The organism is Actinomycetota bacterium, from assembly GCA_004297305.1.
Taxonomy (GTDB): domain Bacteria; phylum Actinomycetota; class Actinomycetes; order S36-B12; family FW305-bin1; genus FW305-bin1.
This window is the reverse complement of the sequence record SCTR01000007.1, coordinates 109,828-121,599: the sequence shown is the minus strand read 5'-3', so window position 1 is coordinate 121,599 and position 11,772 is coordinate 109,828. Positions and strand designations below refer to the sequence as shown.

12 protein-coding genes are annotated in these 11,772 nt (G+C 71.0%); 9 read left to right on the top strand and 3 right to left on the bottom strand.

The features are described from left to right. The first annotated feature begins 4 nt into the window (after positions 1-4). Positions 5-1,123 (top strand): sucrase ferredoxin, encoded by a 1,119-nt coding sequence (locus tag EPO13_06190; GenBank protein ID TAK69746.1) that lies wholly within the window; start codon positions 5-7, stop codon positions 1,121-1,123. Between the two features lie 77 nt (positions 1,124-1,200). On the opposite strand, the gene EPO13_06185 is transcribed toward EPO13_06190, so the two are convergent. Continuing rightward, positions 1,201-2,577, bottom strand: a complete 1,377-nt coding sequence (locus tag EPO13_06185; protein TAK69470.1) for an NADP oxidoreductase — start codon at positions 2,575-2,577, stop codon at positions 1,201-1,203. 135 nt (positions 2,578-2,712) lie between these two features. Here EPO13_06185 and EPO13_06180 point away from each other — a divergent pair, with 135 nt between their 5' ends. Further along, on the top strand, positions 2,713-3,255 hold the full coding sequence (locus EPO13_06180) for a carbonic anhydrase (protein TAK69469.1): 543 nt from the start codon (positions 2,713-2,715) through the stop codon (positions 3,253-3,255). A 55-nt stretch (positions 3,256-3,310) separates the two neighbouring features. Here EPO13_06180 and EPO13_06175 read toward each other — a convergent pair whose 3' ends face one another. Beyond that, a complete protein-coding gene (locus EPO13_06175; protein TAK69745.1) occupies positions 3,311-5,542 on the bottom strand; it encodes a type IIA DNA topoisomerase subunit B in 2,232 nt (743 codons plus the stop codon). A 237-nt stretch (positions 5,543-5,779) separates the two neighbouring features. Between EPO13_06175 and EPO13_06170 the strand changes: the two genes are divergently transcribed. The 5 genes from EPO13_06170 to EPO13_06150 all read left to right on the top strand — a co-directional run bounded on the left by EPO13_06170 (position 5,780) and on the right by EPO13_06150 (position 8,344). Next, positions 5,780-6,004, top strand: coding sequence for a hypothetical protein (locus tag EPO13_06170; GenBank protein ID TAK69468.1), 225 nt, complete (start codon positions 5,780-5,782; stop codon positions 6,002-6,004). Positions 6,005-6,144: 140 nt separating this feature from the next. Further along, positions 6,145-6,891, top strand: coding sequence for a hypothetical protein (locus tag EPO13_06165; protein ID TAK69467.1), 747 nt, complete (start codon positions 6,145-6,147; stop codon positions 6,889-6,891). A 176-nt stretch (positions 6,892-7,067) separates the two neighbouring features. Then, a complete protein-coding gene (locus EPO13_06160) occupies positions 7,068-7,331 on the top strand; it encodes an SHOCT domain-containing protein (protein ID TAK69466.1) in 264 nt (87 codons plus the stop codon). A 58-nt stretch (positions 7,332-7,389) separates the two neighbouring features. After that, positions 7,390-7,905 (top strand): hypothetical protein, encoded by a 516-nt coding sequence (locus EPO13_06155; GenBank protein ID TAK69465.1) that lies wholly within the window; start codon positions 7,390-7,392, stop codon positions 7,903-7,905. A gap of 205 nt (positions 7,906-8,110) precedes the next feature. Next, positions 8,111-8,344, top strand: coding sequence for a hypothetical protein (locus EPO13_06150; protein TAK69464.1), 234 nt, complete (start codon positions 8,111-8,113; stop codon positions 8,342-8,344). 118 nt (positions 8,345-8,462) lie between these two features. Here the strand turns inward: EPO13_06150 and EPO13_06145 are convergent, their stop codons facing one another. Next, on the bottom strand, positions 8,463-9,455 hold the full coding sequence (locus EPO13_06145; protein ID TAK69463.1) for a matrixin family metalloprotease: 993 nt from the start codon (positions 9,453-9,455) through the stop codon (positions 8,463-8,465). A 288-nt stretch (positions 9,456-9,743) separates the two neighbouring features. Between EPO13_06145 and EPO13_06140 the strand changes: the two genes are divergently transcribed. Together EPO13_06140 and EPO13_06135 are read left to right on the top strand one after the other, a co-directional pair. Then, positions 9,744-11,156, top strand: coding sequence for an MFS transporter (locus EPO13_06140; GenBank protein ID TAK69462.1), 1,413 nt, complete (start codon positions 9,744-9,746; stop codon positions 11,154-11,156). Positions 11,157-11,163: 7 nt separating this feature from the next. Beyond that, on the top strand, positions 11,164-11,697 hold the full coding sequence (locus EPO13_06135; GenBank protein TAK69461.1) for a DUF1801 domain-containing protein: 534 nt from the start codon (positions 11,164-11,166) through the stop codon (positions 11,695-11,697). The last annotated feature ends 75 nt before the right edge of the window (positions 11,698-11,772 follow it).

Sequence of the window (11,772 nt, the reverse complement as noted above, 5' to 3'; positions counted from 1 at the left end):
CACGATGGCCGGCGCGACGACGAACGTGCCGGCGCAAGGGCAGCCGCCGTCCTGCAGCGCTGCGGCCGCGTTGCTCGACGAGCCGCTGGTCGCCACCGCACCGGTGGCCAGCGCCTGGGTCGTCCTCGAGCAGGCCGGTCCGTGGGGGCGGCAGGCGTTGCAGAGCAGCCACCTGGACGCCGAACTCGGCGAGGCGCTGGCCAAGGCCAGCGACGGCACCGGGACCACGATCCTGCTGGCACGCCGGCCGGGCCGGCACGCCGACGACCACAGCCCAGACCACACCACTGACCGGGACGCCGCTGTCGCTGCGGACCCCGGTACCGACCGTGCAGTCAGCCGTGCTGGCGGCGGCACCGACCGCGAAGGCCCGGGTGTCGGGCGGTCCACGGCCGGCGCGCGCCGGGTGTGGGTCGCCCACACCGCCCCCGGCGGGATGCGGATGCGGGAGGCGATGATCACCGACCCCGCCGAGCTGCTCGGATGGGACTTCGCCGCCATCGCCCGCGGTGAACTGCCCCCGGTGGGGCGGCGTACCACCGAGCCGGTGATGTTCGTGTGTACCAACGCCCGGCGCGACGTGTGCTGCGCCCTGGCCGGGTTGCCGCTGGCTCGCGACCTGGCGGCCGATCCGCTGCTGGCGGAACGGATCTGGGAGGCGTCGCACATCGGCGGCCACCGGTTCGCACCGACCGTGCTCGTCCTGCCGCACGGCACCGTGCACGGCCGGCTGGACAGTGCGTCCGCCCGGGCCCTGCTGAGCGCGGTCGACTCCGGCGAGCTGCCGCTGGAGCACTACCGCGGCCGGTCGTCGTTCCGTCGCCCGCTGCAGGCCGCTGAGTTCGCCGTACGCCGGGCGCATCCGCGGACACGTATCGACGACCTGGACGTGCTGCTGGTACGTCCGACCGGGGTGGTCTCCTCGGCGCCGGCAGGGCCGGCGCCCGGGCCGACGCCACCGTTGTGCCGCACCGAGGTCCGGCACCGCGACGGCCGTGCCTGGCGGGTCGACGTCGTCCGCACCGTCGCCGCGCCGCCACGGCCGGAGTCGTGCGGCAAGGCCGACGTCATGCCGGAGGTGTTCGTCGCGGCCACGCCGCGACGGATCCCCGACTGGTGCTGAGCTGCCGGCCTCGCCGGATCCCCGATCGGGGCTGAGCCATCGGGATCGTGCCGCGTCACGATCGCGCCAGGGTGCGCTCAGGCCGGCGGTGTCCCGCGGCTGATCTTCAGCATCGTGTCGCGGTCGTGGTGGGTGGTCCGGGGCCGCCCGTACAACGCGCCGAGTTCCTGCTCGGCGACGTCGATCGCCTGCCAGCCCGGCAGGTCCACCACGGCCACGCCGCGCTCGGCCAGTAGCGCATCGATGGCGGCCGGCTCCGGCGACGCCGGCCGCGGCAGACCGGCAGCATCGGCCAGCAAGGAGGCGACAGAGGCCGCGGCATCCTTCTTGTTGGTGCCGATGATCCCGGTGGGCCCTCGCTTGATCCAGCCGGCGACGTACTCGCCCGTCACCACCGCGCCATCGCGCAGCACCCGGCCGTCCTCACTGGGCACGACGTTGCGGTCCGCGTCGAACGGCAGGCCGGCCAACGGGATCCCCCGGTAGCCGACGGAGCGGACCACCAGCTGGGCGGGCACCGTCTCGATCACCCCGGTACCGCGGACCGCGCCGTTCTCGTCCAGCTCGGTGCGTTCCACCACGACGCCCTCGACGCGGTCCACGCCCACGATCTCCACCGGCCGCGACCAGAACCGGGCGTGGATACGGCGGGGCCGCCCGGCCGGAGCACGAGCCGACCATTCGGCCAGGACGTCGACGTTGCGCACCGCGACCCGGTTGGCGGCCAACGCCGCCCGGGACGCGTCGTCCAGTTGCAGATCGTGTTCCAGCACGACCGGGTCCGCCTCGACCAGTTCGCCGAGTTCCCGCAGTTCCTTGGTGGTGAAGGTGGCGTGCACCGGCCCGCGGCGGCCCAGCAGATACACGTCGGTGATCGTGCTGCGGGCCAGCTGGTCCAAGACGTGCTGCGGCATGTCGGTGTGATCGAGTTCGGGGACCGTCTTGGCGAGCACCCGGGTCACGTCGACCGCCACATTGCCGACCCCGACGACGACGGCCGCGTTGGCGTGCGCGAGGGCATCCTCGATCAGCTCTCGCGGGGCCTCCGGATGGCCGCAGTACCAGGCCACCAGATCGGTGGCGGCGATGCTGCCCACGAGATCCTCACCAGGGATGCCGAGCCGTCGGTCGCGAGCCGCGCCGTAGGTGAAGACGATCGCGTCGTAGTGGTCGTGCAGCTCCGCGACGGTGACGTCGCGGCCCACCTCGACGTTGCCGAGGAACCGCACCGTCGGGTGGTCGAAGACCTTCTCCAGCGTGCCCCGCACCGACCGGATACTCAGGTGGTCCGGAGCGACGCCGTACCGCACCAGGCCGAACGGGGCGGGCAGGCGATCGAAGATGTCGACGCTGTGGGCGCCGTCGGCGGTCAGCGCATCGGCTGCATAGATGCCGGACGGGCCGGCTCCGACGATGGCCACACGGAGAGCACGGTCTGCCACGGGGCTCCTCACGGGACGGGATTGCCGCCGCCGCTCGGGGCGGCGGGGCCGTCCCCGGGCCGGTGGTGGCCCAGCCGGGCGAGCGTAGCGGCAGGCCGGTGCGACCGGCCGTCGTGGCCAGCTGTGGCCCGGCTAGCCTGTCGGCCCATGGTCACCTCCCCTGCATCGGCCAACGGCGACACGGCCTTTCCGCGCGATGCCTTCGCCGACGTCCTGGCCGCCAACGAGACCTACGCCGCCCGGTTCGGCGGCACCGGCCTGACCGGGCGGGCGGCCCGCGGACTCGCCGTCGTCACCTGCATGGACTCCCGGATCGACCCGCTGGGGATCCTCGGCATGTCCGCGGGCGACGTGAAGATCCTGCGCAACGCCGGCGCGCGGGTGACCGATGACGTGCTGCGCACGCTGGTCCTGGCCAGCTACCTGCTCGGGGTCGAGCGGGTGCTGGTCATGCCGCACACGGACTGCAAGATGGCCAGCGCAAGCGAGGCGGAGATCCACGCGACCATTGCGCAGCAGTACGGCGTGGACACCCGCAGCCTGGAGATCCGTACTGTCAGCGACCAGCAGGCGACGTTGGCCGGTGACCTGCAACGGATCCGCAGCTACCCGTTCCTGCCCCAACAGCTGGTCGTCGCCGGTGCGGTGTACGACGTGGCGACCGGCGCGCTGCGGCCCGCAGACCTGTAGCCGCCGCGCCACGCGCCAACGAGGTCGGCCGGGCGGGCCCCGTCCACGTCAGGCGCTAGAGGTCGAGTCGGGACCGGTCCATCGTCGCGGCCCCCGCCACGATGAACTCCTTGCGGGGGGCCACCTCGCTGCCCATGAGCAGGCTGAAGACCTCACCGGCGGCGTCGGCGTCGGCCGCGGTGATCCGCCGCAGCGTGCGGGATCCGGGGCTCATCGTCGTCTCGCGTAGCTGGGCGGCGTCCATCTCCCCCAGGCCCTTGTAGCGCTGCACCGGATCCTTGACGCGCCGGCCCTGGCTGCCCGCCTCGGCGAGGACCCGCTGCAGTTCGTTGTCGCTGTAGGTGTATCGGACCTCGTTGCGTTTGCCTCCGCCGCCGACGATCTCGACACGATGCAGCGGCGGGACCGCCGCGAAGACTCGCCCGGCTTCCAGCAGCGGCTGCAGGTACCGGTGCATGAGGGTGAGCAACAGGCACCGGATGTGGGAGCCGTCGACGTCGGCGTCGGCCATCAGGATCACCTTCTGGTAGCGGGCCGACTCCAGGTCGAAACTACGGCCCGAGCCGGCACCGACGACCTGGATGATCGACGCGCATTCGGCGTTCTTCAGCATGTCGCCGACCGACGACTTCTGGACGTTCAGGATCTTCCCCCGGATCGGTAGCAGCGCCTGGAACTCGCTGTCCCGCGCCATCTTCGCCGTGCCCAGCGCGCTGTCTCCCTCGACGATGAACAGCTCGGTGCGTTCGACGTCGTCGCTGCGGCAATCGACCAGCTTCGCCGGCATGGCCGAGGACTCCAGGGCGGTCTTGCGGCGCTGCACGTCGCGGTGGGCCCGCGCGGCGACGCGCGCGCGCATCGCGCCGACCACCTTGTCGAGAGTGGCCCGCACGATCGCCTTGTCGCCGCGAGGCGGCGTGGCGATCCAGGCCCCGAGTTCCCTGGTGACGACGTGGGAGACGATGCGGCTGGCCGCCGGCGTACCGAGGATCTCCTTGGTCTGCCCTTCGAACTGCGGTTCGGCGAGCCGGACCGTCACCACAGCGGTGAGCCCCTCGGTGACGTCGTCCTTGGACAGCCGTTCCTCGCCGTTGCGCACCAGTTTCGAGTTCTTGACCGCGTCGTTGAGTACGCCGACCAACGCCCGTTCGAAGCCCGCGACGTGGGTGCCGCCCTTGGGCGTGGCCACGACGTTGACGAAGGACCGGATGTCCGCGTCGTAGCCGGTCGACCACTGCAGCGCGACATCGACGCCGAGTTCGCGCTCCACCGCTTGGGAGACAAGGTGACCGGCACGGTCGAGCACCGGCACGGTCTCGTGGAAGTGCCCGGTCCCGGTCAGTCGCAGCACGCCGGTGACCGGCTCTCCGTCGGCGAGGGCGACGACGAAGTCCGACAGCCCGCCGTCGTGCCGGTGTTCCTCGACCACGGGGTCGCCCGGGCCGCGTTCGTCGCGCAGCGCGATGGTGAGACCGGGCACCAGGAACGTCGTCTGCCGCACCCGTTCCCGGACGCCGTCGAGGTCGTAGCGGGCGTCGCCGGTGAAGATCTGCGGGTCGCGCCACCAGCGCACGCGGGTCCCGGTCGGGTGCCCGGTCCGCCGGCGCGGCACGGTGCCGATCACCCGCAGCCCGCTGCGCCGGGTGAACTCCGCGTCGGGCCCGTCGCCGTCGAAGACGCCCGGGACGCCCCGGCGGAAGGAGATCGCGTGGGTCTTGCCGTCCCGGTCGACCTCGACGTCGAGCCGCGCGGACAACGCGTTGACCACCGACGCCCCGACGCCGTGCAGTCCCCCGGAGGCGCCGTACGAACCGCCGCCGAACTTGCCGCCCGCGTGCAGCTTCGTCATCACCACTTCGACGCCGCTGAGCCGGGTCTTCGGCTCGACGTCGACCGGGATGCCGCGACCGTCGTCACGTACCTCGACCGATCCGTCGGCGGCCAGCACGACCTCGACTGCGTGGCAGTGCCCGGCGAGGGCCTCGTCGACGGAGTTGTCCAGGATCTCCCACAGGCAGTGCATGAGCCCACGGCCGTCGGTCGACCCGATGTACATGCCCGGCCGCTTGCGCACCGCCTCGAGACCTTCGAGGACGGACAAGTGCTTGGCGGAGTACGCCGAGCCCCCGCGCGCGGCGGCACGCCGCCGCGGCTTCTCCACCGGGTCGGCCGACTCCACACTCACGCGGGTCAGGCTAGCCGCGGCACCGACACGTCCCGACCCGCCGCGCGCACCGCTGCGGTGATCTCCCGCACTGCCGGCCCGGCGCAGCACCGGCACCGGCATCCGCGACCGGGCCAGATCCAGGGACACGCCCGACGGGTGAGGTGACTCACACCGCGTCGAGCTGGTTACAGGAGAGTAAAGGCGCTGGTCATGGGAAGGACCGCACCGGATGCTGCTGTCAGCCGACGGCGAACCTGGCCGAATGGGAGACCCGGGAACGAATCCGGGGTGTCACTATGTTGACTCGGGTGCAGGACCTGCCGGGCGTGGTGCCCGCCGGTCCGTGAGGAGGAGCTCATGACGCAGACGCTGGCCCCCACGACATCGACGCTGTCGGCCCTGGACCGCTGCGACCGCTGCGGAGCACAGGCCTACGTGCGCGTGGCGCTCACGGCCGGTGGAGAGCTGCTCTTCTGCTCGCACCACTACGCCGAGCACGGCGCGGCACTGAAGGACAAGGCCGCCTCCATCCTCGATGAGACCCACCGGCTCACCGACGTGGTCAAGACCGTGGAGGACTGAGCAGCACCCCCGACCTGACGAAAGGCCCCGGACAGCTGTCCGGGGCCTTTCTCCTTGCTTCACCCGATTCTCGTCGCCTCAGCCGAGGCCCGCGAACCGCTGCATCGCAGCCAGCCCGGTCGATCGTGCGGCGCCGTGCCATGATCGCCCCGCCACGCGATCTCCACGTCACCCAGGAGGGCGCCATGCGGGTCGGTGCCACCGGCGCACTCGCCTGTGGGCTGGCCCTGACGATCACTGCCTGCGGCGGGGCCGCAACGACGGCCGACTCCACCACACCGACAGCAGTGGCCTCCGTGGCCGCCATACCGACGACGACCGGGCACGCCGTGGCGGTCGGGCCCGACACCGTCACTCGTTCTGGAACCGTCGCCCCCGCCGGCGAGGACGGGACGGTGTCGCGCCGGGTCGTGGCGGGGCGGGCGTACGCGGTCGGTGACTCGGTGATGCTGGGCGCGCGATCCTGCCTGGCCAGCAAGAGGTTCGCCGTCGACGCGGTCGGCAGCCGGCAGGCCTCGGCAGGGGCCGCGGTGATCGCCGCCCACCGACGGACGCTGCCGCCGATTCTCGTCGTCCACCTGGGCACCAACGGTGGCCTCACCCGGCCGTGGGTCGACCGGATCATGCGCCTCGCCGGCCCGCAACGGTTGGTCGTCTGGCTCACCCTGCAGTTGCGCAACGACTATCGCCGCTACACCTTCGAGAATCGGAGCAACACGATGCTTCGCGCGGCGATACCGCGCTACCCCAACGCACGGCTCGCGGACTGGAACGCCGCGTCGGAGTTGCGTCGTACGAGCTGGCTGGGCGGCGACGGCATCCACCTCACCGCTGCGGGCTGCCGGGGGTACGCCGCACTCGTCCGCAACGTGGTGCGAGCAGGCTGATCAACGGGAGCCCGGAACCCATACCCAGCCGGCATCGTGCGAGGTACTGTCGGCGGCGTTCCGGGGAGGCGACGGCGCCAACACGCCGCCGCCTCGCCGCCCTCCACCTCGCTGGCCTCAACGACCCGGGCGCCGATCCGGAGAGCCGTGGCTCAGCCGTCGCCAAGGAGCCGACCATGCCCAGGATGTTGCGTCGTGCCGCCGTACTCGGAGCGACCGCGCATGTCGCCTCCAAGCGGGGTGCCGCCAAGGCCGAAGCAGCGCAGGCCCAAACAGCACAGGCTCAAGCGGCACAGGCCCCGCCGGCCGCGACCCCTGCTGCCGATGCGCCTGCCCCGGACAACTTCGCGGAGCTGATGAAACTCAAGCAGTTGCTCGACGCCGGCGTCTTGACGCAGGCCGAGTTCGACGCAGAGAAGCTCAAGATCCTGAACGCCTGACCGACCTCCGCCTTACGCAGCCCCAGCCACGCATCACCACGTTTGAGGAGTTCGACCCATGCCCATCGGACCGGTGCAACTACTCGTCGTCGGTTTCGACCAGCCCAACTTCACCGGAGAGATCCTCACCGAACTCAATCGGCTGCGGGACACCAACGTGATCCGGCTGATCGACGCGCTGGTGGTGCAGAAGAATCTGGACGGGGACCTGGCCGCGCTGCAGTGGAGCGACTTGTCGCTCGACGAGGCCGAGGGGCTCGGCGCGACCGTCGGTGCACTGTTGGGTCTGGGAGCGGCGGGCGAAGCCGGCGCCGAACTGGGCGCTGTCGCCGGGGCCGAGGCCGTAGCCGCGACCGACGGACACCTCATCGACGAAGCCGAGGTCTGGGACGTCGCCGAGGCGATCGCTCCCGGGAGTGCGGCGGCGATCGCGCTCATCGAGCATGTCTGGGCCATTCCGCTGCGGACCGCGATCGCCAACGCCGGCGGCGTTCCGGTCAGCGACGAATGGGTGCACCCGCTGGATCTGGTCGAGATCGGCCTGCTGGCCTCGGACGACCTCGAGATCGGCTGAGGTCAACCCGCATCGCGGTCCCGCCACTGCAGCACCGATTGCGGCTGCGCAGCGGGGTACCGCGGCTTCGGCGCTGAGGCGGAACACGTGCCGTCCTCGGCGGCACTGACGCTGCCTGCACCGCACGGCCATGGCGCTGGGCGTTTGCCGACAGGTACCGCCGGGCACCACTGCCGCCTCGATCGGGCGACAGTGAGGGACGACGATGACGAACAACGACGAACTCGACGACATCAACAAGGCGGCCGACGAGGCACGCGACACCGTCGCCAAGCAGCTCGGCATCACTGACACCGACGATGACTCCGACGCGGTCGCGACGTCGTCCGCAGCATCGGAACCCCATGGGGACGACGCAGAACGGCGGGCGGACATCCCGCAGGACCAGGACGAAGCGCAGGCCTACGTCGAGAGCACGATCGAGGACAGCACCGATTGAGACCGGCATGACCGGAGCCTCCCGGTACGGCAGCAGGCGGGTGCACCACAGGGACGGCCATTCCGCGTTGTCACACTTCGGTCAGTGGGAGTTCAGCGAGCGGGACGTCCGAAATGCTTCAGACGTCGGGCTGGCAGGAACCACTGCCGAGTACGGCGAGACCCCGCAGGTCTCCGGCCTGGTAGTCGACGACCGCCGGCTGGAGCTGCGGCCACATGATCTGGTTCTTGTCATTGACGTGGCTGAGACCCAGAAGGTGTCCGAGTTCGTGTAGCACCGCTGCCCGAGCGACGTCGTCGCCGTAGCGGGCCTGTGCCTTGCCCATCTTCGCTGCGTCGAGTGCGACTGTGCCTGAGACGAAGGCGTCGTCCCCGCTAGGGGTGCGGACCCGGACCGGACCCGCTTCGCCGAGGACGTCGATACCGAAGTCGGGTACCTCATCGGCCGTCGCCCATGTAATGAGCACTGGCGCCCAGCGCTCGCCGTACCGCGAGGGCTGATAGGCCGGTCGATCCTCCTGTGGCGCTTCGGTGGTGGTCCCGTCGTTGACGAACGACAAGCCGGTCGCGGCCGCGACCCGAGCGATGGCCGACGCGATGAGCCGCTCTCCGCCAGCGGGTGCCTTGTCCGGGCGGACGACATAGTGAATCGGTCGGCAGGGCGACCAGGTCACCGCGGTCGCGCTATCCGGCTGGTGGGCGATCACGCGGTAGCCCGGCTTGGCAGCCGAGGCGATCGCGGGCGGATGTCCCAGGGGGTGGCCGGCTTCCTCGAAACCGAGGGGCGGCGCCACTGCCTGACGGGAATCCGACGCCGGCGGCAGCTCGCCCGGTCCGGCTTCGATCTCGGGTGCCAGGCGCAGCACGACCGACGCCACCACGGACGCCGCGACGCAGGCGAGGAACAGGATGACGACGACAGCAGCTGTGGGAGGCCGCCGACTGCTTCGCCACCTCGCGGCGTCTGGGGTCGTCAGATCGGTACTACCGCTTCGGAACGGCACCGCATCGATCGGTGTGCGGCCGGCCGCCTCGTCCATGACCCAGCGCGGAATGCGCCCACTCGGCGATCGCCGGATCGGCGCATCACCGTCGCCTGGATCGCCGGCCATCAATCCCCCGTCTGTCGGCAGGCCGTCACGGCCGCGGTGTGCATGGTAGGTGGCACGGCGAACCCTCGATGAGCCACAACAGGAACGCCGCACGAACGGACGAGGTCGGCTCCGGGGACGCCCGGCGTACCGCGATATGGTCCAGTTCGCCTACCATCCTGGCCGGGACGATATCCACGGCATCCGGTCGGCGCCCACCAGGCGCCTCACGGCGCGCCGTGGTCCGGTGGCCGACGCCACCACACTCGCGGGGCACACGGGGATGACGTGAGCACGCGAAGGAGCCGGATGGCGACGACCGAGCTGAGCCGGGCCCGCCAGGTCCTGCTTCTCGGGGGATTGTGCTTGGGGCCCTTGACTTTCGGGCTGCTGTCGACCGCTGTCGTCCCGCTGGTCCCGATGGCCAGCACGCACTACGGCATATCGGCGGCGACGGCGAATCTGATCGTGACGGTGACCTTGATCGCCGGAACGGTGTCCATTCCCCTGCTGGCGCGACTGGGCGATCGTTACGGGCGGCGGCATGTCCTGCTGCTGTCACTTGGACTGCTGTTGAGCGGCTGCGTGCTGGCCGCCGCCACCGACAACGTCGCCGCGCTGCTCGTCGCGCGCTTCCTGCAGGGGCCGGGGGTCGCCTCAGCTCCCCTCGGCTTCGCGGTGGTCGCGGACCTGATCCCTGTCCGGCGGAGGACTTTCGGGATCGGCATCGTCAGTGCCGCCGCGTCGGTCGGCGGTGGGTTCGGCGCGCCGATGGGTGGACTCATCGTCGCGGGTACCGGCAGCATCCAAGCCGTCTTCTGGGTCTTGACCGGTATTGCCCTGGCCGCGTTCCTGGCCACGTGGCTGACCGTGCCGGCAACGCGGTCGGCCACAAGCGGCGACGGCGACGTCGTCGGTGGGGCGTTGCTCACCATGGCATTGGTCGGAATCCTCGTCGCACTGGCGGAGGGAGGCAGTTGGGGATGGGGCTCACCGGCAACCCTTGCCTTCGCCGGCGTCGGGCTGGTCAGCGGCGGCCTCTGGATAGCGCAGGGCTACCTGGCCGCCCATCCGCTGGTGGACATGCGGGTGTTCCTGAGCTGGCCGGTGCTGTCGACGAACGTCGGAGCCATCGCGCTGGGGGTCGGGCAGCTCAGCATGCTGCTGTCGTTCGTGGCGATCAGCCAACGCGATCCGGCCAGTGGCTACGGCCTCGGCCTCGGCATTCTCGCCGCGACGCTGATCATCGTGCCCTGTTCCCTGGTGCAGGCCGCCTCGTCGGCACTGCTCCCCCGCGTCGCCAGCCGCATCGGGCTTCGACGATCGCTCATGGGCGGATCGATCGTCGCCGGGCTGAGTCTGGTCCTGCTGGCTGTCTGGAACGACAACGCCTGGGCTCTGGTTATCGGCAGTTGCCTGTGTACGGCCGGTACCGGCGCGTCGATGTCGGCATCGCCGGCGTACATCGTCACGGTGGTCGTACCACCGGAACGGGGAGTTGCCACCGGGATGAACTTCATCTGTCGCACCATCGGCCAGGCTCTCGGGACCGCCATCGTCGCGGCGACCGCCACGGCTGCGACCCCGCCGGGCTCGGCCGTCCCTGGACTGGGGGGCTACCAGGTCGCCCTCGTGCTGGCGGCGGTCGCGTCACTGGGTTCCGCGGCCCTCATCGGGTACGCCCGCCGGCGTACCCCGGCGGCCGCGGGCACCCTGCTGTGAGGCCCGCATGCGGCCACGGTGGACGGCGGCCCTGCTGCCGCTGCCGGCACGAGCGGAGGCTGCAGCGGTGGTGACGACGTCGGATCCGTTGTCGGAGTATCTCCACCGGATCACGCCTACGGCAGTTCCGGCCGCGGCGCCCCTGGTACGCGAGCTGCATTCGGTGATCACGCGAACCGCCCCCGAACTGGTGGCCGCGGTTCGCTACGGCATCCTCATGTATGCGTTGCCCGGCGAGCGACGGTTCTGGGTCGTCGCGCTGGACGCGGGCAAGGCCTCCGTCGCCATTCGGTTCCTGTACGGGGTGATCCTCGATGACCCGTTAGCGGTGCTGCGCAAGGGATCATCGGTCCTCATGACCTGGGACATTCCGTACGGCACCGCGGTCGATCAGGCGAATGTGGCGGCGTACGTCGGCGATGCCGTCGCGAAACACTCGACGTACCGAACGGATTGGCGGGAGATCACCGCCCGGGCGAAGAACACGAGCCGCGGCGACTCGGGGGGCACGCCCACCGACGTCCCCCGGGGCGACAGATAGGTCGACGACGGGGCCTACGCCGCACTGACCGTGGACATCACGACGACCGGCCCACCTGGGACGGGAGGGTCCGAG

Coding starts and splice junctions, on each gene's coding strand:
- EPO13_06175 (TAK69745.1), bottom strand. CDS start 5,542: ATGCCGGTGCCGGTGCTGCGCCGGGCCGGCAGTGCGGGAGATCACCGC.
- EPO13_06165 (TAK69467.1), top strand. CDS start 6,145: ATGATCGCCCCGCCACGCGATCTCCACGTCACCCAGGAGGGCGCCATG.
- EPO13_06150 (TAK69464.1), top strand. CDS start 8,111: ATGACGAACAACGACGAACTCGACGACATCAACAAGGCGGCCGACGAG.
- EPO13_06155 (TAK69465.1), top strand. CDS start 7,390: ATGCCCATCGGACCGGTGCAACTACTCGTCGTCGGTTTCGACCAGCCC.
- EPO13_06140 (TAK69462.1), top strand. CDS start 9,744: ATGGCGACGACCGAGCTGAGCCGGGCCCGCCAGGTCCTGCTTCTCGGG.
- EPO13_06190 (TAK69746.1), top strand. CDS start 5: ATGGCCGGCGCGACGACGAACGTGCCGGCGCAAGGGCAGCCGCCGTCC.
- EPO13_06170 (TAK69468.1), top strand. CDS start 5,780: ATGACGCAGACGCTGGCCCCCACGACATCGACGCTGTCGGCCCTGGAC.
- EPO13_06135 (TAK69461.1), top strand. CDS start 11,164: ATGCGGCCACGGTGGACGGCGGCCCTGCTGCCGCTGCCGGCACGAGCG.
- EPO13_06145 (TAK69463.1), bottom strand. CDS start 9,455: ATGGCCGGCGATCCAGGCGACGGTGATGCGCCGATCCGGCGATCGCCG.
- EPO13_06180 (TAK69469.1), top strand. CDS start 2,713: ATGGTCACCTCCCCTGCATCGGCCAACGGCGACACGGCCTTTCCGCGC.
- EPO13_06160 (TAK69466.1), top strand. CDS start 7,068: ATGCCCAGGATGTTGCGTCGTGCCGCCGTACTCGGAGCGACCGCGCAT.